This window comes from Sulfuricurvum kujiense DSM 16994, assembly GCF_000183725.1.
In the GTDB taxonomy this organism is placed as follows: Bacteria; Campylobacterota; Campylobacteria; order Campylobacterales; family Sulfurimonadaceae; genus Sulfuricurvum; species Sulfuricurvum kujiense.
The window spans coordinates 1,621,796-1,643,966 of record NC_014762.1; the positions used below are offsets into that span (position 1 = coordinate 1,621,796).

General features: G+C 42.8%; 15 protein-coding genes. 10 read left to right on the plus strand and 5 right to left on the minus strand.

Annotated features, from left to right (window positions below):
• Positions 1–87 precede the first annotated feature (87 nt).
• Positions 88–1,692, plus strand: a complete 1,605-nt coding sequence (locus SULKU_RS08135; RefSeq protein ID WP_013460475.1) for a methyl-accepting chemotaxis protein — start codon at positions 88–90, stop codon at positions 1,690–1,692.
• A gap of 76 nt (positions 1,693–1,768) precedes the next feature.
• On the opposite strand, the gene SULKU_RS08140 is transcribed toward SULKU_RS08135, so the two are convergent.
• The 3 genes from SULKU_RS08140 to SULKU_RS08150 form a co-directional block, all read right to left on the minus strand.
• A complete protein-coding gene (locus SULKU_RS08140) occupies positions 1,769–3,403 on the minus strand; it encodes a methyl-accepting chemotaxis protein (RefSeq protein WP_013460476.1) in 1,635 nt (544 codons plus the stop codon).
• Positions 3,404–3,488: 85 nt separating this feature from the next.
• On the minus strand, positions 3,489–5,753 hold the full coding sequence (locus SULKU_RS08145; protein ID WP_013460477.1) for a diguanylate cyclase: 2,265 nt from the start codon (positions 5,751–5,753) through the stop codon (positions 3,489–3,491).
• Between the two features lie 89 nt (positions 5,754–5,842).
• The gene (locus tag SULKU_RS08150) at positions 5,843–7,138 is read right to left on the minus strand and encodes a DEAD/DEAH box helicase (RefSeq protein ID WP_013460478.1); all 1,296 of its coding nucleotides are present in this window, start codon (positions 7,136–7,138) and stop codon (positions 5,843–5,845) included.
• Between the two features lie 267 nt (positions 7,139–7,405).
• On the opposite strand from SULKU_RS08150, the gene SULKU_RS08155 reads away from it, so the two are divergent.
• The 9 genes from SULKU_RS08155 to SULKU_RS08195 all read left to right on the plus strand — a co-directional run bounded on the left by SULKU_RS08155 (position 7,406) and on the right by SULKU_RS08195 (position 17,716).
• The gene (locus tag SULKU_RS08155) at positions 7,406–8,011 is read left to right on the plus strand and encodes a POTRA domain-containing protein (protein ID WP_013460479.1); all 606 of its coding nucleotides are present in this window, start codon (positions 7,406–7,408) and stop codon (positions 8,009–8,011) included.
• A complete protein-coding gene (locus SULKU_RS08160) occupies positions 8,011–8,496 on the plus strand; it encodes a PAS domain-containing protein (RefSeq protein WP_013460480.1) in 486 nt (161 codons plus the stop codon). The genes SULKU_RS08155 and SULKU_RS08160 overlap by 1 nt, the downstream gene beginning before the upstream one ends.
• Positions 8,471–9,904: a methyl-accepting chemotaxis protein gene (locus tag SULKU_RS08165; protein ID WP_013460481.1), complete on the plus strand. Its 1,434-nt coding sequence runs from the start codon at positions 8,471–8,473 to the stop codon at positions 9,902–9,904. Before SULKU_RS08160 ends, SULKU_RS08165 begins: the two co-directional genes overlap by 26 nt.
• A gap of 239 nt (positions 9,905–10,143) precedes the next feature.
• The gene (locus SULKU_RS08170; protein ID WP_013460483.1) at positions 10,144–11,337 is read left to right on the plus strand and encodes a sensor histidine kinase; all 1,194 of its coding nucleotides are present in this window, start codon (positions 10,144–10,146) and stop codon (positions 11,335–11,337) included.
• A complete protein-coding gene (locus SULKU_RS08175; RefSeq protein WP_013460484.1) occupies positions 11,327–13,051 on the plus strand; it encodes an EAL domain-containing protein in 1,725 nt (574 codons plus the stop codon). The genes SULKU_RS08170 and SULKU_RS08175 overlap by 11 nt, the downstream gene beginning before the upstream one ends.
• A gap of 35 nt (positions 13,052–13,086) precedes the next feature.
• Entirely contained in the window at positions 13,087–14,274 is a 1,188-nt protein-coding gene (locus tag SULKU_RS08180) for an ATP-binding response regulator (protein WP_013460485.1), read from the plus strand.
• Positions 14,271–14,951, plus strand: coding sequence for a response regulator transcription factor (locus tag SULKU_RS08185; RefSeq protein WP_013460486.1), 681 nt, complete (start codon positions 14,271–14,273; stop codon positions 14,949–14,951). Before SULKU_RS08180 ends, SULKU_RS08185 begins: the two co-directional genes overlap by 4 nt.
• The gene (locus SULKU_RS08190) at positions 14,944–16,602 is read left to right on the plus strand and encodes an EAL domain-containing protein (RefSeq protein ID WP_013460487.1); all 1,659 of its coding nucleotides are present in this window, start codon (positions 14,944–14,946) and stop codon (positions 16,600–16,602) included. The genes SULKU_RS08185 and SULKU_RS08190 overlap by 8 nt, the downstream gene beginning before the upstream one ends.
• Complete coding sequence (locus tag SULKU_RS08195; protein WP_013460488.1) at positions 16,592–17,716, plus strand: sensor histidine kinase; 1,125 nt, start codon at positions 16,592–16,594, stop codon at positions 17,714–17,716. The genes SULKU_RS08190 and SULKU_RS08195 overlap by 11 nt, the downstream gene beginning before the upstream one ends.
• Before the next feature lie 25 nt (positions 17,717–17,741).
• Here SULKU_RS08195 and SULKU_RS14445 read toward each other — a convergent pair whose 3' ends face one another.
• Together SULKU_RS14445 and SULKU_RS14450 are read right to left on the minus strand one after the other, a co-directional pair.
• A complete protein-coding gene (locus SULKU_RS14445; protein ID WP_013460489.1) occupies positions 17,742–19,259 on the minus strand; it encodes a response regulator in 1,518 nt (505 codons plus the stop codon).
• Positions 19,260–19,363: 104 nt separating this feature from the next.
• On the minus strand, positions 19,364–22,135 hold the full coding sequence (locus tag SULKU_RS14450; RefSeq protein ID WP_013460490.1) for a bifunctional diguanylate cyclase/phosphodiesterase: 2,772 nt from the start codon (positions 22,133–22,135) through the stop codon (positions 19,364–19,366).
• Positions 22,136–22,171 lie beyond the last annotated feature (36 nt).

The following is a 22,171-nucleotide window of genomic DNA, read 5'->3' on the forward strand; positions in this document are numbered from 1 at the left end:
ATTGCCGCTTATTTATCTCCTTCTATACCAGGATATGATATAATATTGCAGACTATGGAAACGCCATACATTACAAGAAGGACACAGATGATCAATCTCGACACAATCAAAGGGAAACTTACTGCGCTCTCAGCGCTCACATTGGTCACTTTTATTACATTGGGATATTTGTCCTATTCTAATAATGAAGATGCCAACAAAACAACCGAACGGATGATCCTGCTGGGCGATATTCGGGCACACACCAACGGTGCAATGATGGAACTGCGCGGATTTCAGCTCATGTACGATGACAAATTCAAAAAAGAGTACGAATCCCGTAATCAGAAACTCACAGATGCAATCGAAAAATTAGCGAAAATGACCCGTTCACAAGACAATAAGGAGCGCTTAAAGCTGATCGAAGAACGTCATGCAGCATGGGTTAAACTCAATGAACCCCGTATCCAAATGATCCATGACAATGAAAACCTGATTCATGATCCGGAGTTTGTAAACAGCAAAGAAGGAAAAGAACTTCAACGTATTACCAAAGAATCGGCACTAATGTACGAGCAGCTTCGAAGCGAGCAGCTTGATCTCGTCGAAGAAATGAAAAAGAAGAATTTGGCAACCCTCGATAAAAATGCGTTGATCTCAGAAATCATCGTTGTTATCAGTACATTGATGGTGATGGGAATTTTCTTTATTATGATCAAATCGATCGCTGCTTCTATCGCCAAACTTGAGGAGACGATGGAAAAAGTGGCACAAAACCGTGACTTTACCGGCAGTGCGAAAGTCGAAGGGAACGATGAGCTCGCCCAAATTAGCCGTAAACTCGACGGGCTAGTCAGCACGCTTCGCCAAGCGTTCCAAGGGATCCGTTCGGCATCGAGCGAAAACCTCTCCGTATCCGCCGAACTGTCCGCAACGACGCTCGCAATCGGAAGAGCTGCCGAAGAAGAGGCTAAAATCGTTACACAAACAACCGTAGAATCGGATAAGATGAAAGAGGCGATGAAAGCTTCCGCCTCTGAGGCGCAAAGTGTACGTCACAAAGCACTCGGTGCGCGCGAAACGCTTCAAGAAGCGCAGTCGGCACTTCATAATACCATCGAGCAGCTCTCTCTAACCGTACAAATGGAAGGGGAAATCAACGATCGCCTTAACTCTCTTTCCCAAGAAGCATCTCAGGTTAAACAAGTCCTCACCGTTATCGCCGATATTGCCGATCAGACAAATCTCTTGGCACTGAATGCCGCTATCGAAGCGGCACGAGCGGGGGAACACGGACGCGGTTTTGCCGTCGTAGCCGATGAAGTGCGCAAGCTTGCCGAGCGGACACAAAAAAGCCTCGTAGAGACCAATGCAACCGTCAATGTAATCGTTCAATCAATCAACGATATTACCGATCAAATGAACCACAATACGAAGCGGATCGAATCGCTCTCTGAAGCTTCAGCAGAGGTAAACCATCACACTGAGACGGCTGTTATAGCCCTAGCCGATACGGTCAGTGCTATTGAAAAACTCTCAACCGACACGCAAAATAACGCATCGACTACCGAATCGATTATTCAAAAAATCGGCAATATCAATGAACTGTCAACCTCTAATGCCCGCAGTGTCGAAGAGATTGCCGCAGCAGCTGAGCATCTGCACCAAATGACCGAGCAGCTTACAGCTCAAATTTCTGTTTTCAGAACATAAAACACTTCACGTTTCTTCCCTGCACTTTTGGGAAGAAATACACTCCTTATTTTTTAACAAACAAAAGAATTACCTACTAAGAGTGTGTTCTGCAAAAGCTGAGCTTTTCACCGAGTTCATACGATAATGAATTTAGCCGACTGATTTTTTGCTCCATCCGTTCCATTATTCCAATATTACTCATCGAATCTTGATCAATATTCGTCATCTGCTGTGATGCTGATTCACCGTGTTTTTGGAGCGTTGCATAACCTATCTGTGCTTCATTCATTGCTTTTATCGCATCACGCATCGCCTCAACAGCATCGCCGATAAGTGCTTCGGATGTTTCAGAGGTTTGTGAGAGGGCAATAATCCCCTCTGAAGAGTCAATCGTACTGTCGGCAATATCACCGACCGATTGAATAATAATTTCAGTTGTAGCACGAATCTCGGTCAAACTTGATTGCGTTTTTTCTGCAAGCTTGCGTACTTCATCGGCTACGACGGCAAAACCGCGTCCGTGTTCCCCCGCTCGTGCCGCTTCGATAGCGGCATTGAGGGCTAAAAGGTTCGTTTGATCGGCAATATCGCCGATTATCGTGAGAATAGAGCGGATTTGCGCCGCTTCAGTTTCCAACGAACGAAGCTTTTGAGAAATAATCGTTCCCGCAGCTGCACTCTCTTTTGCATTTCCGGCTACCGCATGAATACTTTCTTTCGTCATTTCAAGTTGATTGTCAGCTTTATTCAACGAATCGACAACACTTGCCGTGAGACCCGACATTGCATGAAGCTGATCACCGATGGAGCCGATAACATCCAGATTTTTATGAACCAAACTTCTGGTATTCGTCACTTTCACCATCACGCTACCGGAATCCTGCACCGTTTCTGATGAAAGAGCCACATTTTCTTTGGAAACATTTACCGCTTCAAAAATAACGGTACGAATGGTTAGCAGAAATTTTTTCAACGAGTGTGATAGCCGTGCTATCTCATCATTTCCGTTTTGATCAAACGATGTAGTCAAATCAAGGCTCTCAGAGAGAATTTCCATCTGCTGAGTCAATTGACTCAACCGACGAGTAATAAGGGCGGATATCCACCATGCAATTGCCCCGGCGATCATCAAAGCAACCAAAAAAATCAATAGGCTTTGTATTAATAACGCGTTGAGTGCTGTTTTAATATTATCGACCTTCATATCAGCGCCGATCATATACAATTTCCCTCCCTCAGATCGATTGATCTGCAGATAGGAGCGAAAATTGCCGTATTTATCAGAAGTGTCTTCGTAAAAACGGTGCCCTTCCTGAAATCCCTTCTGAATCCCTTCACTCGCATCGTATTCGGTAAAGAAGGGATCATAATCATTGGTTTTAAGCTCTTCAGCCGTAGCACTGCTTACTACCGTATAAATTTTATCTCCCTCTTTGACCATCAGGTAGATATATTCTAAACCGTTTTCCTGTGCATACGCACTCAATTTTGTGACCAAATTAAGATGTTCATCAGCACTCATCGGGTGAGACTGATCAAACTTGTCCACTAAATCATTTCCTAAATAAAGTCCGCCCGCTTGTGAAGCCACTTTGAGCTTATCATCTACATTTTCTATGTAAATATTTTTTTGGACGGTATAGATAAAAAACATAAATAATAAACTGGCTATCGTTGCTATAAAAAGGGTAGCCGCGATTATCTTTAGACGCAAACTGCTGTTAAACATAGATTATCCCCATTTTCTAAAATGTGATACGGATAATACACTATTAAGTTTAAAAATATTTTTATTTACTTTCTTTTATACAAATCTAAGTTAATACAACACTGTTTCGTCCGCTCTCTTTTGCCCGATACAGTGCGGCATCCACTCGTGCGACGCATTCATGTACCTCTTCGCCATACATAAATTCTCCGACACCGATGCTGATAGTAACAGGGTATAACTCAGTAAAAGGGAACTCATTGACCGTATGACGGAGATGTTCAGCCACTGTTGCCGCTTCGTCCAATGAAGTATGGGATAAGATAACCATAAACTCTTCTCCGCCCCATCGTCCGATCATATCACTCTGGCGCAGCGATTTTTTCATCACCTCCGCCAATTTTTGCAATATTCTGTCCCCTTCTTGATGGCCGAACGTATCATTGATGTTTTTAAAATGATCGACGTCAATCATCATTATGGTGCAATGGTAACCGCGATACCGATTTACTTTTTGCTGCTCATGACCCAGTTTTTCATCGGTTTTTTGACGGTTGTATATTCCAGTCAGTTTATCAGTCGTTGAGAGTTCAAGCAAACGGGTGTTGTACCGCTTCAAAATGGTATACCGCCAGATAAATGCGGCTGCAAGCAAAAAGAGGGCAAGTAGTATTTTAACAACCAAAGCACGATCGAACCATCTTACCTGCTCAATCGTCGATACCCACCGGTTATAACTTTTCTGCATTGTGGCCTCATCTATTTGAGCCACTAATTTTTCGAAAACCTCATAAAGGACCACATCATCATTGCGAACAGCAACTCTCAATTCATCTTTTTCATTAAGTCGGGATGAAACTTTCAAACTTCCCGCATACTCTTTTTGAATATAGGAAGTAGCAACGACAAGGTTATCGATGTAACCGTAGAGCTGCCCGTTTTCAACTTTTTTCAATCCGTCACGGATCGATTCCACCTCAACAATATTCAGTTCCGGATACAGTTTTTTTAAACGGTTTTCGATTTCGTACCCTTTAACGACTCCGATTTTCTCCCCGTGCAATTGATCTATATTTTCAACAAACGGTTTTTCCATCGTTGTCACCAAAACATACGGAAGCGTCAAATAGGTTGCGGTAAAATCCAAATAATGTTCACGATCCGGCGTTTTTGAAGCCAAAGATAAGATATCGCACTGGCGGTTTTGCGCTTTGATAAGCGATTCGGTCCATGTCCCTGTTTTAACCAGCTCTATGGGAATACCGATTTTAGATTCAAAGCTTTTCATTATATCCGAAGCGATACCGATATGTTGACCGTTTTGAACGGCTTCAAGCGGATACCATTCGGGGTCGACACACATCGTTATTTTTTTCTTTTCCTGAAGATGGTTTTTTTCGTTCTGTGTCAGCTGAAACCTATTTTTCGCACTGGCAACCACATCTTGAAATAAAAACTGTCCTAACTTCTGATCTTCGCGAATCATACCGGCGTGAAGAACCTGTTTATACAAACGTTGTGTAAACTCACTGTTTGTTTCACCGATTTTATATAAATCGGTCATCATCAGTTTTTTGATGACTTTCGCTTCATACGCCAATGCTTCATTGGATTTTTTTACTTTATATTTGCGTTTTAGAATGGTGATGATTTCATCAGGATGATCTATCGCATATTGCCAACCCCGGTTGGTCGCATAGATAAACTTCTGCCCCCGCAATGAATGTTCAACCGCTTCTTGACGGGAAGTGAAAAGATTGCCGGCGTTCACAACAAATCCGTACTCCATCGGATCGATAATATCATAAGGGATTTTGAGCCTGTCTAGTTCAAACAGCTGGTTAGAACGGTATGCGCTCATTGCATCAACCTCATGCCGTACAAAAGGAGCAATATTAAACGTTTGATCTACAAAACGGCTTTTAGAAGTTGTAACATCAAAGTGGGTCATTAGGAGTGATAAAGAGCTGTGATTGAGCTCATTATTCGTTGCCATGATCGTTTTACCGATCAAATCGGCGGGATTTTTGATCCCTTTTTGGGTTACAAAAACCAATGGGGAGTGCTGAAGGTAAGTGGCCATCAATACAATCGGCTGAATACGGCCGTTTTCGACCACAACACTGCTGTTGTATATTCCGTAAGTCGCCTTAGAGTTCAAAACATCCTGCACGACATCCGTACCTTCCCCGTATTCGCGCAACTCTACGTCTAAGCCGGCCTCTTTATAGAACCCTTTTTCTTTCGCGGCAATGTATCCTGCATATTCAAACTGATATTTCCAATCAAACTGTATCGATACTTTTTCCAGATTCGCACCGTTAAGAACAGTGATCCAAACTATCAGAAAAAGAAAACTCCGAAACACCATACATTACCCAACTTTCTATCTATCAAGAGTGACTTTTATTTATTGTACTGTGCTAATGATAAAAGTTTTCCTTATGAAGTGTTTTTCTTTTATCGTCGACGCTCATTAGTGCGGTGTTTCGGTTCATGCCGTCCGCCATCACGTTTTTGTGCCGGTTTGGCTCCACCGCCGCTGTTTCCTCCGCGGTTTCCACCGCCTCCGCCTCCGGAACCGCCGCGACCGCGTTGAATCGGTTCGGCTTTGATAGAGGGATCGGGTTCGTACCCTTCGATAATGCGCGCGTCAAGCTTTTTATTGATCAGCTTTTCAATCCCTCGTAGATAATCGGCTTCATCGACACATACCAAAGATAGGGCTTCCCCCTCACATCCGGCACGGCCTGTTCTCCCGATGCGGTGGACATAATCCTCCGCAATATTGGGAAGCTCAAAGTTCACAACGTGCGGCAAAGCGTCAATATCAATACCCCGTGCGGCGATATCGGTCGCAACCAACACTCTGACACTGCTTCGTTTAAAATCATCCAGCGCTTTGGTACGGGCAGACTGACTTTTATTGCCGTGGATGGCAGCGGCGGTAATACCGATTTTTTGGAGATATTCGGTCAGTTTGTTCGCCCCGTGCTTGGTGCGGGTAAAGACAAGAACCTGTTCCCATTTATGCTTGCCGATCAATTCGCCCAAAAGAGAGCTTTTACGTTTGCAATCGACAAGGATAACGCTTTGTTTCACCAATTCGCTGGAAGTGTTGCGGCGTGCCACTTCAACCTCGGCAGGGTTGCGAAGCAGCGTATTTGCCAATGTTTTGATATCGTCCGAATAGGTTGCGGAAAATAAAAGATTTTGTCGTACTTTCGGCAAAATGGTGATGACACGGCGAATATCGCGGATGAACCCCATATCGAGCATCCGGTCGGCTTCGTCCAGAACAAAAATTTCGACTCCGCTCAGATCAACCGTCCCCTGCCCCACATGATCCAGCAAACGTCCGGGAGTCGCGATAAGGATATCGACTCCGTTGCGTAACATCGTAATTTGGGGATTGATCCCGACACCGCCGAAAATAACGGCACTTTTAAGGGGAAGATACTTTCCGTAAAGCTTCACGCTCTCCCCTACCTGTGCCGCCAGTTCGCGTGTCGGCGTGAGGATAAGAGCACGAATCTTTCGATGGGTTTTAGGCTGTTTTCGATCACTGAGTATTTGAAGAAGCGGAAGTGTAAATCCGGCAGTTTTGCCGGTTCCCGTTTGTGCACCTGCGAGCATATCACGCCCTTCTAAAATAAAAGGGATTGCCTGTGCCTGTACAGGGGTCGGCGTTGTGTAGCCTTGATCATTAATTGCTTTAAGCAACGAGTCGTTTAATTGTAAATCGGTAAATGTCATAAAAGAGATTCCTTTGGTGGTTCGGCCCAACCAAAGTCGTAACTCAGGACGGTTTTAGGCAAGGGGAAAAAATAAGGGTAGAAAGTGCAGTTGAGGGCAAGTTCGCCGTTGCACCAACCGTAGGTGCAAATATAAAGAAGTATTTTATCATACCTCTGCTCTATTGAATCTTCAAGCGGCCATATAAGAGCCTTTCTTCAAAATGCAACAAAAATGCGACACTAAACAACTAAGATTTTTTCAATATTTTAGAACACAAGGAATAATATGGTCCCCAAACTGACGTTGGTCTCTTTAGCGTTGACATCTTCGATTTTAGCATCTACACCTATACAATCCATCGATTTTAAGGGGAATGTCAAAATTACGTCCAACACATTGAAAAAAATTACACACCATCATATAGGACGAATTGCCGATCTGAACCGAACCCGGGCTATTGAACACGACGTAGAAGCCTATTACCGTCACAACAATTATGCACTCACCTATGCCAAAATAAACCCTTCGGATGAGGGTAATGGAACCGTTTCCGTCCTCATAGGCAAATACAACGATTTCAACGAACGTTCCCTACGTGAAATGCAACGCCGAGAGATCAAATCGGGTCTCATCAATCAGATTTATTTTGTCGGTAACGAAAAAATATCAACCAACCGTTTGATGAATCTTATAGCTCCCTCTCTGGGAAAAACAAAGAATGAGGCCAATCTAAACGAAATCGCTCAAAACGTCCAGAATTATTATCGTAATCATCGATATGAACTGGCATATGCTGTCATAAAGAGTGTTAACGAACAAGGGATCGTGACCGTCGAGATCAAAAAATATCCTGATTTTAAAGCACTCTACGCACGCGAAGGAAAACACTGATGTCGCGTGAGATTTTTTTCGATGAAAAAGCTTTTATTATCTCCAAGACATGCACGAAAGGGAAAATAACCTACGGAAACGAACTGTTTTTACAAATGTCGGGATATGCGCCATCTGAAATCATAGGCGCACCGCATAATATTTTGAGACACAGCGATATGCCCTCTACCGTATTCAAACTGCTGTGGGAGACTATTAGACGTAAAGAAGAGATTTTTGCCCTGGTTGTCAACAAAGCTAAAAATGACGATTTTTACTGGGTTATGGCACATGTCACTCCGAGTTTTGATGACCATGGAGAGATTATAGGCTACCACTCCGTACGACGCAAGCCCTCAACGAAGATGCTCGATATCATCAAACCCATTTATAAAACCGTTTTGGAAGCCGAGCGAAAGGGCGGAATCCACACCGGAGAAAAAAAACTGATGGAAATATTACAATCAACCGGGAAAAGCTATGAAGAATTTATCCTCTCTATCTAAACTGCAATATCTGAATATTATTTCGATTGTTTTTTTAATCGCCCTTGTTTATGAAATCATCACCATCGGATTTGACTGGATCAGATTATTGAATCTTATCAACTTTGCTATCGCATGGGCTATTTTTGTCAATATCCGCAAAGTTCAAAACACCATTCACAACGTCGCAGAAGTGATGAACGAGATCGAAGAAGGGAAACTGGAATCGCGTATTGTTTCTATCAATGAGCATGGAGAACTTCGAAAGCTTTGCTGGAATACCAATGATATGGTTGACCAGCTTGAAGTGTTTATGCGCGATACCTATGCCGTTATCGAGGCCCTCAGTAAAGACAAGTTCCACAGGAAAGTTCAAGTCTCCGGTTTAAAGGGGAGATTTTTACGCTCAGCCGAATACATCAACCAAAATGTCGATAAAATGAAACATGCCCATGATGCGCTTAAGTTCTCTGATTTAGAGGCAAAACTTTCAGTAGCCAGCCGTTCGACGGGGGGGCTTGATGTCATTCAGCAAGACCTGGTCGGCTCACTCGACAAACTCTCGGAAATTGTTTCTCTCTCTCAATCAACCGCCGAACAATCGTCGAAAACAGTCGGAGAGCTTGATAAGGTTTTGGTCAATTTTTCTTTGCTGACCGAAACGATCCATTCGTCCAACACCGCGATAGAAACACTGACAGGTCGGGCTGTAGATATCAGTTCCGTAGTCAATCTTATCGAAGATATCGCCGATCAAACAAATCTGCTTGCGCTCAATGCCGCCATCGAAGCGGCGCGTGCGGGTGAGCACGGACGAGGCTTTGCGGTTGTCGCGGACGAAGTGCGTAAACTAGCCGAAAAAACACGAAGCGCAACGGGTGAAATCTCGATTGCCATTCAGACACTGCAGCAAGACACCCATGAAATACAACAAGGGTCCGAAACCATTAACGATATCTCGACCAAATCGAATGCGATGATTGTGGAATTCTCCGAAACGCTTCACCGTTTTAACAGTAACGCGCTCCAAACGGCTAAAGTTGTCGGGAACATCGAACTGACAACCTTTATAACGCTGGCTAAAATCGATCACATGCTCTTTAAAGGGAGAACCTATAACTCCGTATACGGAAGATCGCTTATCGGAACGTTTGTCGATCATCATAATTGCCGACTCGGCAAATGGTACGACAGTGAAGAGAGCAAAAAATATTTTGCCAAGACCGAAGGGTACGGCAAGCTTAATACTCCGCATAAAAATGTCCATGATTCTGCCATAACGATAGCCAAAATGATCGAATCTGAAAATATGATGCTCACTCATAAAGATGATATTGTTGACCTTTTTCAGGAGATGGAGAAATCTTCAGGAGAAGTCTTCACCCTTTTAGATTCCATGCTTCGCGAAACATTGCAAAAGCGCATTTAGACACAGATTCAGGCGGTCATTTTAAATGACCGCTTTGGCATGCGATTTGCTCTGCTCTATTTAACTTAGCATTAGTAGGAAGTTTTTTATGTTTGATAATTTACAGTTTTTTATTGCCATTTCACTGTTAGGGCTCATGGCTGTTTTGCTGTACAGCACACGTCCTCAATCGTTAAAATAACGCTTCATTTTACCCCTATTGCGACATATTTGCAACACTAAATGTTTATAGTTGCGGTATGAAAACTGCTAATGATCATTTTATTGCTTTTGAGTGTCTCAACTCCATCGGAAACTCGTTAGAACTCGAAGAGATGCTGAGCGAAGTCATCTCCACGTTTATCCGTTGGACCGGAGCAATCGCCGGAAAATATATAGAACCAGAATCCCTAAGCAGTGTTCCCAAACACATCGGGATAGATTTTTCAACTCCCGAAATTCTAATCGCCTCTGATGAACCATTCGGTCTCCATCAAACATCCGAAGGAACCGTTATTCTCGATGTCCCTGTCGATTCGGGCCATTTTCTTTTTGTATTCCGAGAAGATACCGCCATCGAATCGTTCGGAATAATGCTTTCAACATTTAGAATCAAACTTTTCAACGCAATCAATGCCTGCAAAAATGTCGAAAATCTTCGTACGTTAAATGTTAATCTCGAGCAGCAATTAGATGCCGAGAAAAACAAGAATAAAATGACCGAAAAACTTATGATTTCACAATCACGCATGGCCGTCATGGGTGAAATGATCGGTATGATCGCGCATCAATGGCGCCAGCCTATTACCGTCATCGGCATCATCGCCAATAATACGTTGTTGGACATACAGCTTGAAAATACAAATTCAAAACAGCTGATCAATGATTTAAAATTGATCGATAAACACATCCATTTCCTTTCACGGACAATCGATGATTTCAGGAATTTTTTTCGTCCGAATAAACTTCCCCAACCGGTCACCTTCGGGGAAATTGCAAAAGATTTGATGACGATTATGGGTAAAAGCTTTGACAGCCAGCAGATTTTTCTATCTTTTGAAGGAGATAGCGAAATAGCATTTACCACCTACAAAAATGAGCTGTTGCAGGTTTTTTTAAATATTCTGAACAATGCGAAAGACGCATTCGCCGAAAATATAATCGAACATCCGGCCATTCGGTTTCATCTTAGCGAAAATGAAAAAAACTCCCTTTTATTTCTGATTTCAAATAATGCCGGAAGTATCCCTTCGCACATTTTAGAACGTATTTTTGAACCGTACTTCAGTACCAAAAGCGAAAAGAACGGAACCGGGCTGGGATTATACATGTCATCGATTATCGTCGAAAAACATTTAAACGGTTCCCTCCGCGCCTGCAGTGACGCCAATGAGACGACCTTTGCCGTTCATATTCCTAAAAATTCAAATGCAAAGCAATACAATGTCTACTAATCCTGAGAATTTCGGAGCATCATTAGAAGCACTGATTAGAATCGGACACAATATCACCGTACTGTACGTCGAAGACGATCCGGTAATACGACAACAGTTTACCCATTTTTTAAACCGTTTCTTTTTCAAAGTCGATACTGCCGTAAACGGAAAAGAGGGATTAAATACCGCCTTAGGCTACGAGTACGATCTCATTATAAGCGATATCGAAATGCCGTATATGAACGGGCTGGATATGATCGAAAAAATCAAGGAACAAAAGCCGCATCAAGCCACTTTGCTCGTATCCGCCCATCATGAAATAACAATGATGCAGCGCAGTATCGAAATCGGAATAGACGGCTATTTATTCAAACCTATCCTCCCGAACCAAACTTTCGCTTTGCTGCATAAAGTCGTATCGCATATTGAGCAGGAAAAAGAGAATATCCGCTATAGAATTCATCTCGAAAAACTCGTAGAGGCTAAAAGCCAAAAACTTCTTCAGCTTTATACTATCGACCGTATCAGCGGACTTTATACACGGGGAAAATTTGAAGAAGATCTTTTAAGTCTTTCAAATGTTTCACTCGCCTTGTTTAAAATCAATGACTTCAAAAGCCTTAACGATTTTTACGGCTACGAAATAGGTGATTCGATTATTCGCCATAGTGCCGATTTTTTACGCGAAAGATTTTCAATACTTGATAATGCCAATCTCTACCGAATCAGCGGAAGCCACTTTGCCCTTCTGATCCCTATGCCGAGCGATGATTTGGAAAAATTCGCCATATTGACCAATCAAATCTTCGAAAATAATCAAATCAAGATTGAGAGCGAATTCATCCATCTGCAGATGGCAATTGCAATCGTTCCTCACAACGAAGCCGTATCTCTTTCAAAAGGGGATATCGCACTCAGAGAGGCTCAGCGTACCGGAAAAGTTGTTGTTTACCATCAAGATCCGATCAAAGACCAGTTACGTTCCGAGAAGCTCAAATACAAAGAAGAGATCAAGCGGGCATTACGGGAAAACCGCTTTGTCCCTTTTTATCAGCCGATCATCGATAATATCTCAAAAAAAATCATTAAATACGAAGCATTGGCCCGTTTGATTCTGCCGGACGGGAAAATTATCACACCGGAACATTTTTTAAATATTGCCAAAGAGACAAAAACCTACGGCCAAATCAGCCATATGGTGATTAAAAAAGCGATGGATGACTTTAAAGACTCGGAATGCACTGTGAGTATTAATCTCTCAATCGACGATATCAAAAATTCGTTTACCCAAAAGTTTTTATTTGCCCAGATCGAAGCATTCCCTGAACCGAATCGGTTGGTATTTGAACTTCTCGAATCAGAAGGGATCGATTCATATGAAGAGCTGGGTATTTTTTTAAACCGGCTCAAACACTACGGATGCCAAATAGCTATTGATGATTTTGGATCGGGGTACTCCAATTTCGAGCACTTGGCCAGACTGAACATCGATTACATTAAAATCGACGGCTCTTTGATTATGGATATTGAATCAGGAGTCCTTTCACAAACCATTGTTGAATTGATCACATCGTTTGCAAAAAAAATGGAGATAAAAACGATAGCGGAATTTGTTTCAAGCCGTTCCATAGAATCGATGGTTGATTCGATGGAAGTCAATGAGTCACAAGGATACCTCTTCGGACAGCCCATTCCCTACGACTTATCCATGCGATTTATCCAATCTCTCTAAGAGTTAAGTTATAATCATCTAATAAGAGAGAGAAAATGGAAAATCCGGTTATTACGTTAAAAAAGCTCGGGAAAAACAAAAACTTGCTGATCGTCGAAGATGACGCAAATATTATTGAGAGTCTTGAACGGCTTTTGTCCCATTTTTTCGAAACCATTTATACCTCTTCTACCCTCGACGAAGCACTTGCTTCATACCGTTCGCTCCAAGCGTCGATGATCCCTTTTATTATCATCAGCGATATCCATTTGGGCAAGGAGAGCGGGATCGATCTGATCCGCCAGGTAAAACAAATCGATCCGCATCAAAAAGTCATCGCCATTTCCGGGACTGAAGAACGCGAAATTTTTATCGAGTCTATCCGCTACGGAGTAGACCGCTTTATCCTCAAACCGATCGATCAAAGCGATTTGTTCAATGCCCTTATCACATTGCTTCAAAGGATTGATTATGACCGTGAACTCGAAGCTTCCCGTAAACTGCTCGAAGATTCAAAAGAGTATGCTCTCAAGCTTTTAGACGATCAAGACCAATTTTTAAAAAATGCCATTCATGAAATCCATACACCGCTTGCCGTCATCATCGCCAACATTGATCTACTCAGAATGGACGGAATCGACAACGAATATCTCAATGCGATCGAAGCGGGTTCACGGATCATCCAAAACAGTTATGAAGACATGACGTATCTGATGAAACGGGACCGTTTCAGTGAACAAAACAGCTTAATCAATATGGCTGAGTTTATTCATGAGAGGGTGCGATATTTCACCTGTATCGCCGAAGTAAACGAACTCAAACTCTCCCTTCGAGTAGGCCAGCCCCATCTCCCTTCCATTCACTTTAATGAGCTTAAACTCTCCCGCCTTATCGATAATACGCTCTCCAACGCGATAAAATATTCCTACCGTCCGGGTGAAATCAATGTGACGGTCGGAATCCGTAAAGGAGACCTCTTTTTTGAAGTTCACAATCACGGGCCCCTTATTCAGGATAAAAAAAAGATTTTTCACCGTTTTTATCGCGAATCGGATCATAAAGGGGGATACGGATTGGGCTTAAGCATCGTCGCACAAATTTGCGAGGAAGAGAATATTGACATAGAGATTTCATCGACAGCAGCGCGGGGAACATCGTTTCGCTATATTTTTAAAAATGCGACACTCTTGCAACACAACTCATCTACAATAGTGTTACATCAGAGTGACGGAGAGAGTGAATGAGAATTCTATTGCTGGAAGATGAATTCATGCTGGCCCGTTCCATCAGGACCTACCTTCTCGCACGCGGCCACCTTGTCGATTATTACGATAACGGTCAAGAAGTACTGGAAGCAATTCATACTCAGGCTCACGATTTTTATATCCTGGATATCAATACCCCTCTCGTCGGAGGGCTGGAGTGCCTAAAAGCCATTGCCATTAAATATCCTAATACTCCAAAAATCATCATCAGTGCCTACCACGACGTTGAATACATTTCCGATGCTTTTTCATCCGGATGCAGCGACTACCTGAAAAAACCGTTCAATCTCAAAGAACTCGATATACGGATTCTTCACCTTACCAGCAAAGTCCAACAGCCTTCAAACGCCCGTTACGATCCGATAATACATCTGAGCGACCATTATACGTTTAATAAAGAGAGTAATTTTCTTTATTACGACGGAGAGGTTCAAAAATTCACGAAAAAGGAACTCTCGTTAATCACTATGTTTGTGAGCAATCTGGGACAGATTATGACCGATGAGAGTATCAGGTCGTTTGTGTGGGACGGTGAAGAGGCGGAAGCTTCTACGATACGTTCTTTGGTGAATCGGGTGAGAAGCAAACTCAAAGAAGAGCTCATCGAAAATATTCGCGGATTCGGCTATACGATGAAAAAGGCAGAATATGCCTAACGATATCCAAAAACTCAAAATCGGCTCCGAATCCCGCAGTGTACTGGTCGTAGAAGACGACAACGAACTTGCCCATTCGCTTGTACGGATACTTAACGTCTTTTTCAAAGAGTGTGTCATCGCCTCAGACGGGGATAAAGCGTATTCTCTTTTCATCGAAAGAGAAGAAAAAAATGAGCCGTTCACCCTCATCATCACCGATTTAGAGCTTCCTAAAATGGGGGGGCTCCGTTTGATCAAACAGATTCGTGCTCGAAGCGACAAACAGCCGATCCTGATTTTATCCGCCCATGATGAAGCCGAATATATGGCAGAAGCTATCCGGCTGGATGTCGAAGCCTATCTCATCAAACCCCTCGACATGCCGAAACTCTTTGAGAGTTTGGACAAGATTTTTACCTATCACCCCAAAAATGATTCCCCTCTTTTGTTCGAAAACGATCCGGTGACCGGATGGAAAAGCTTCCAAGAACTTGCCGATCGGATTCATACGGTAGAGTCGCCCCCCTTCACTCTGTTGCGAATCCGGGTAAACCATTTGAATAATATTTTCAAATTTGTTGGAGAACTATTCGCCAATGAATACATCACCGAGCTGTCGGCTCTGTTGCAAAATATGACGCTCGATGCACAAGGAGAGTTTTACCGTATCGGTAACGACGAGTTTTGTTTCGTCATTGAAGATAAAGCGATTGAATTCGCCACTACTATCGCTTCCAATATGATTTCCGTTGCCCGCTATTTTCACACATCGGAAAAAGGGATCATCCTAAATTCCAGTATTTCGATCGGCATAGCCTACGGGAAAGAGCACATTCTGCTCAATTCGAAACTGGCACTCGAAAACGTGGAAGACCACATCGGGGGAGGATACAATGTTTACACCCTCGACGATCAGGATGAAAACTCTGCGTTCATCAAAAGTCATGAAATCCTCAAAATGATCTTCGATGCACTGTACGAAAAGAACATCGTCCCTTTTTTCGTACCGATCCGTGATACCCGAAGCAATAATATTTTTGCCTATGAAAGCGTTGTCAAAATCAGATATAAAAATCAGCTGTACGGCTCTGAAACGTTTCGTTCCATCGCAATCGATATGGGCCAAATAGGGATGATTACCCGATGGATGATACGGCATACTTTCGAATTAAGCCATATTTTAGTGCCTCAGAAACCGATTGTCGTAGCCTTGAGCGCTATTGAGTTGAGTGATGAATCTCTCTTGTCGTATATCGAATTTTGGGCCAAACGCAATCAAATCAATTCCTCTCATCTGTGTTTTCATATCATCGACGGACTGAAAATACTCAAAAACGCTACCCTTTTCGATCATGTAAAAATACTTCAAAAAAACGGATTTAAAATCATGATCAGCCATTTCGGAATCGGTGAATTCGATCTTTTGCTTCTACTCTCGCTTCGTCCTGATTTTATCAAACTGCATCCTGACCTCATCGCAAAAGGGAGAAGCTCCGATATGCATTTCATCCTCTCTAAAATTGTAGAAATCTCTCATAAAATAGGTTCTCAAATAATCGCTACGGGGATCAACGAAACAGCCGAGTTAGAATGGCTTAAAGATACGGGTATCGATGCCTATAACGGTTCCCTGAGCGGAGACATATTTGAGGTCAATCATGCAAAATAACATTTTTCATTTACTGCATCTTTACGATACCACACCCTTGTTTATCCCCAATGATACGCTCAAAAGTTTTTTTTCCATTAAATCTGCCCCATACGATCCGGATATGCTGAATTCCGAAGATTTTATTGCTCTTGTTTTAGAGACAGATACGTTTGACAAGCACCATTTTGAGGCTTGCAACATGCTCCGTTCAATAGGGAAAAAACCGGTTATGATCATTTTATGCAGCGGAGAAAAAGAGGAGTATTTACGTTCACTTGCATTAAACTTTCACTCTGTCTCCTTCCCCCATCTGACAAAAGAGTCCGAATCGGATGCTCTGTGTACGATGATCCTCCCCATGCTTCGTGAACATCTCGATACGATTCGTTATTCGGATGCATTAAAATTACGTTCCCGCCGATCAGGGATGGTTGAATCGCTTAATGTCGTCGCTCATCAGTGGCGCCAGCCGATCAATCTTATCAGTATGGAGGCGATCAATCTATCTATCCAATCGACTCTCGAAGAGTCGGTCCCTTCCGCATCGATCCAAAAAAGCGCAAAAATAATATCCGACCAGTCTCAACGAATGGCCGAAATCTTAAAAAGCGTCCTGAATATGGGGAAAATACATCGAGGCAAAGAGCCGTTTTCAATTAATGCGATGATGGAACGCATTAAACTCTTTTTTGCCGATCAGCTTCAGCGTGATCGAATCGAATATCGAACAATCGCTTTGGAAGAGGATAAATTCCTGCACGGATATGCGACTGATCTCGAAGAGGTTTTGGTGAACCTGATAGCCAATGCGAAAGATGCTTTTAAAACTATTGCCCTTGATTATCCCAAAACGATCTCCGTTGAAGCGTACAGCACCGATACCGAAGTCATATTTGCGATTAAAGATAATGCGGGAGGAGTCCCAGAAGCGATACGGGACAAAATATTCGAACCCCATTTTTCTACCAAAGGGCAAGGAGAAGGATTTGGAATCGGTCTGCACATCGCACGTCTCATTATCACACAGGAGTTTAAAGGAAGCCTCCGGCTCACGGTATCTGAGAATGAAACCGTATTTACCATTACTCTCCCTCGAAGCGATGCCAGCCAACTAAAATTCATCGATTCTTAGTAGATGAGAGTCCTACAGCAGTGTCTTATTTTTCACACTGCATCCCTTTGAATTCCCGGATTAATACCATTTGCCTTTTAGCAATATAGTCAATCAGACTTTTATGATCCTCTCCATGCAGAACATACGTAAATACTACCTCAAAATGATGCGGCTCTTCATGAATGCGATAGACTTCAGACAGTGTGTTGATAATCAACGGGCGTAAGCCGGTTGTCAGGACAATATCCAATAATACTTTCTGTTTAGGTGAAAATCCGGCGGGCAAGCTCGGAAGCTGCAGCCGTACAGAGTTAATCGAAATGTCCATTATGACAATATCCGTTTCGAATTTATGCCCTTCATACAAAAGGGTAAGCGTTAATTTTTGATCGGGAATTACCCGAATCGACTGCCGTCGTACCGGCGAGGTATTGACCATCTGATAGTGTGTAAATTGGACACTTTGGTCATCAAAATTAAAATTTTTTATCTCATTGCATAAAATGACAATCGGAAACAGCTCAGACGTTAGAAAAAACTCTTTTTCAAACTGCATTGCTTTGAGTTGGACATACGGCGTTTTAAGAACAATTCCATTCTCATCGGCTTCCGTAATGATCGCATCGTTTGTTATTCCGATACCTTTATAGAGATTATGAGCCCGGATTTTTGCTCCGTTTCTCATTGCCATTTCAAGCAGGCTCCGAACCGTTTTCTGATCTTTCGAGAGACGTTCCTTCTCTACGGCAGGCGCATCATATAATTTAAGAAGTCCCAGCTCGCTTACATCATTCAGTGAAAGGACTCCATACCCTTCTTGGTCGGGAATACTCTGGTAGCGGAGAATAAAATGATGATGTTCTTCATCCGCGCCGGCAATTTTAACATTAAACAATTTTCCGGGATTTTTCGATATTTCAGCAAACCAATCGATTCCGTCATGATTGTATAAAAAGCCGTTGTGTTTGAGCAGCAGAGCCCCGAATTCTTCAAATCTCTGCTGTAACGGTTCAACACTCTGTACCGCAAAAAAATCAAGACACGATTGGTTTGCCATGACAATTTTTTGCCCCTGAAGCAAAATAACCAAGTCGTTTTGGTAGTTAAAAACCGTATGCAGATTGGTATTGAAAATTTTATGATGGAGTGCCTCTTTCAAAAAATCGGAGCATCGGGTGAGGGTTTCGGTCAGATTTTCGATACGGATCGGTTTAACCAAATAATCGAAGACCCCGACACGGATCCCTTTGTGCAGAAGTTCCGGATCATCATGCGCCGTCGTGATAATTACTTTTATGTCGGGATCGATTTTTACAATGGCTTCCGCCATTGCCAAGCCGTCCATTTTAGGCATGGTAATGTCGGTAATGACGATAGAGGGGTGATGTCGGTTAAATAAGCTTAATCCCTCTTCTCCATCATACGCTATATAAACAGTTTCAAATATTTTTTGAAATAGTGTAGCTGCTTGACGGTTCAATCCTACATTATCTTCCACATACAACAGCGAGTAGGGTTTTAATGAGAGGCGCAGCTGCTTTAATGTATTGGGTTCAACCATTTCGGTTCCTTTTAGTTTCCGGCTGAAGAATAGCAAAACTATCTTAAAGTCGAACTAAAAACGATAGGCTTTATAAATAAAAACTATATGTTAAATAGATGATCCTAGGTCGTTTTATGAAGCGCTTCAAATTCACTCAAAGGGACGGGCCGGCTAAACCAATACCCCTGATACGAAAAACATCCGATCTCTGAAAGAGCATGATGCTGTTCTTGCGTCTCTACCCCCTCTGCTATTACCGAGAGTCCCATGCTCTCTGCCAGAGCAATCGTCGATTTACAGATAATGGCATCATTCGGATCAATCAAAAGATCACGGACAAAGCTTTTATCGATTTTCAGCTGATCGAGAGGAAGGCGCTTTAAATAGGACAAAGACGAATAGCCTGTTCCGAAATCATCCAATGAAAAGCTCACCCCCTCATTTTTCAGAGCAACCATTTTTTCAATCACCTCTTCTACATCTTGGAGAAAAAGGCTCTCCGTGAGTTCCAATTTAAGTTTTTTCGGATTGGCGCCGTTTTCATGCAGAATAGATAAGACTTGCTCAACAAAATCATTTTGACTGAACTGGCGTGCACTGACATTGACCGCTATAGTAATATCTGCCATCTCCGGAATATGTGACCATGCCGCTAACTGAGCACATGCCGTTTTCATGATCCATTCTCCCAATGGGATGATAAGTCCGATCTCTTCGGCAACCGGAATAAACTCCATCGGCGATATTATCCCCCGCTTCGGATGTTCCCATCGTACCAATGCTTCGGCGCCGGCAATATGTCCATGATTCACGACTTGAGCCTGATAATAGAGAATAAACTGTTTTTCTTCGATACCGATACGAAGATCATGTTCCAAGAGCGCACGCTCTTTTAGGGTATGTTCCATATTCGGGTCAAAGAAACTGAGACCGTTGCGCCCGGCATCTTTGGATTTATACATTGCCAAATCCGCCTGCTTCATCAAATCATCGGTTGACGTATCGTCGCCTTTGAATAACGTAATCCCTATGCTCGCAGAGCTGCGGTGATTAATCCCCCCTAAAAAATAGGGCTGATTTAGAGAACCGAGAATTTTTTCCGCCACCAGTTCACCTGCCGTGGCGGCATCCGTTTCGCTGACACTGAGTTCTCCGAGTACCACAACAAACTCATCCCCCCCGAATCTGGAAACGGTATCCCCCTCTCGTACACATCCGCTCAAACGTTGTGCGACAAGCTTTAAAAGGCTGTCACCGATCTCATGCCCGAGGGTATCGTTCAGTGTTTTAAAATTATCCAGATCAATAAATAGCAGTGCTCCGTACTTTCCGTTTCGTGAACCGGCCGCCATCGCCTGCTTCAAACGGTCCATTAACAGGGTCCTGTTCGGAAGCGCCGTTAACTGATCAAAAAAGGATAATCCGTTGATTTTTTCTTCCGAATATTTCCGTTCGCTGATGTCCGTATTACTGCCGCGATAGCCTAAAAAGGTTCCGTCATTGCTTACCATGGCGATACCGTTAGTCGTGAGCCAAACGGTTTCACCCTCACGGTCAACAGCCAAATTTGTGAAGTTTTCAAACGACTCTTTCCCTTCAAAAACCTCGCATACTGTTTTTTTGAACGATTCTTTCCCTTCCGGCGGATGAAAGTCATAAAAATATTTTTTTCCGACGAGCTCATCGCTTCGATACCCTAAAACTTTTTCCACCGTATCGCTGACATAGGTAAGTTTCCCCTTGCTGTCCACTTCCCATATAAATGTCCGGCTCTGCTCAGCTAATTGTTCAAAACGCTCTTCACTCTCTTTGAGATTGCTTTGTTGAGTGCGGATAGCAAGATCTGTCCGACGTAATAGAAAAAAGACCGATCCTAAAAAAGCTCCTATCAGGATCATGCCGAACGTAGCGCTCATGGCAATAAAACGGATGAACTTTCCGTTCTCTAAAGTAATATCGTTCATCAGCATCATATCGCCGATCTCTTTGTCCGATGCGTCCTTTATCGGGATCATCGTTACCCGCCAATCTTTTTCATCATACGAAATTTCCCTATCGGTTACTCTATGGAGGAGTCTGTCATTCTTATAAGATCGGACTAACTCCAAGAATGGCTCCGGTATCTTTTTTTGAGAGGTATAAATAATAGCATCGTCGGGAAGTTGACTCCAGTTTGATTCACGTCCCAGCATACGCATCCCTTCATCCCACGAATGCCGTTTTAAATACTTTTTATGAATCAATACTGCGATATTATCCGTTGTACGTGCATGCAGCCCTTCCAATACATCTTCGATCTCTTTGCCCAGTTCAATGTAGCCGATCAATATTTCATGATCATAAATCGGTTGAACAACACGCAGTGTCAATGTCCCGAGCGGTCCGATCTCAATTCCGGATGAACGTTTATGGGACCATTCCGCTTTTTGCGCCGTAAAACGATCTATTAAATCCCCATATTTTTTCGGGTTGTGTACCCGCAGCAGACACACCCTGTTTTTGTCCAGAAAATAAAAATGGGTAAGATGATTTTCTTTCTTCATCGCCTCAAATACACCCTGCCATTCATTCAAAAGACGGTTACGGTCTCCTTCACGCAACGCTGCTTTCATCCGCTCATCTTCAGCAATAGGCTGAATTGCCAACGTTAATCCCACCGTCTGCTGCTCGATTATTTTTTGTAAATCGCTGGATACTTCGTCGATTCGTGTGCGAAAGGAGTCATTTAAAAAATTGCGCTGCTGCTGAATCAAAAGGCTAATGACACTGATCGCCCCGATTAGAATCATGACGGAAAGGCCCATCATTAATCGGTTAAGAATAGGTCCGGTCGAAATATCCTCTAGCGATTCTTTTTCATCAATCTGCAGACGATTTGATTTCTTCAAAATCATTAAATAACCTTAAATTTTCTATCGATTTTGCATATA

Bases quoted from the DNA above. Each gene is read 5' to 3' on its own strand.
- SULKU_RS08170 (WP_013460483.1), top strand. From the start codon at position 10,144: ATGAAAACTGCTAATGATCATTTTATTGCTTTTGAGTGTCTCAACTCC.
- SULKU_RS08135 (WP_013460475.1), top strand. From the start codon at position 88: ATGATCAATCTCGACACAATCAAAGGGAAACTTACTGCGCTCTCAGCG.
- SULKU_RS14450 (WP_013460490.1), bottom strand. From the start codon at position 22,135: ATGATTTTGAAGAAATCAAATCGTCTGCAGATTGATGAAAAAGAATCG.
- SULKU_RS08185 (WP_013460486.1), top strand. From the start codon at position 14,271: ATGAGAATTCTATTGCTGGAAGATGAATTCATGCTGGCCCGTTCCATC.
- SULKU_RS08195 (WP_013460488.1), top strand. From the start codon at position 16,592: ATGCAAAATAACATTTTTCATTTACTGCATCTTTACGATACCACACCC.
- SULKU_RS08175 (WP_013460484.1), top strand. From the start codon at position 11,327: ATGTCTACTAATCCTGAGAATTTCGGAGCATCATTAGAAGCACTGATT.
- SULKU_RS08160 (WP_013460480.1), top strand. From the start codon at position 8,011: ATGTCGCGTGAGATTTTTTTCGATGAAAAAGCTTTTATTATCTCCAAG.
- SULKU_RS08145 (WP_013460477.1), bottom strand. From the start codon at position 5,753: ATGGTGTTTCGGAGTTTTCTTTTTCTGATAGTTTGGATCACTGTTCTT.
- SULKU_RS08155 (WP_013460479.1), top strand. From the start codon at position 7,406: ATGGTCCCCAAACTGACGTTGGTCTCTTTAGCGTTGACATCTTCGATT.
- SULKU_RS08150 (WP_013460478.1), bottom strand. From the start codon at position 7,138: ATGACATTTACCGATTTACAATTAAACGACTCGTTGCTTAAAGCAATT.
- SULKU_RS08140 (WP_013460476.1), bottom strand. From the start codon at position 3,403: ATGTTTAACAGCAGTTTGCGTCTAAAGATAATCGCGGCTACCCTTTTT.
- SULKU_RS08180 (WP_013460485.1), top strand. From the start codon at position 13,087: ATGGAAAATCCGGTTATTACGTTAAAAAAGCTCGGGAAAAACAAAAAC.
- SULKU_RS08165 (WP_013460481.1), top strand. From the start codon at position 8,471: ATGAAGAATTTATCCTCTCTATCTAAACTGCAATATCTGAATATTATT.
- SULKU_RS14445 (WP_013460489.1), bottom strand. From the start codon at position 19,259: ATGGTTGAACCCAATACATTAAAGCAGCTGCGCCTCTCATTAAAACCC.
- SULKU_RS08190 (WP_013460487.1), top strand. From the start codon at position 14,944: ATGCCTAACGATATCCAAAAACTCAAAATCGGCTCCGAATCCCGCAGT.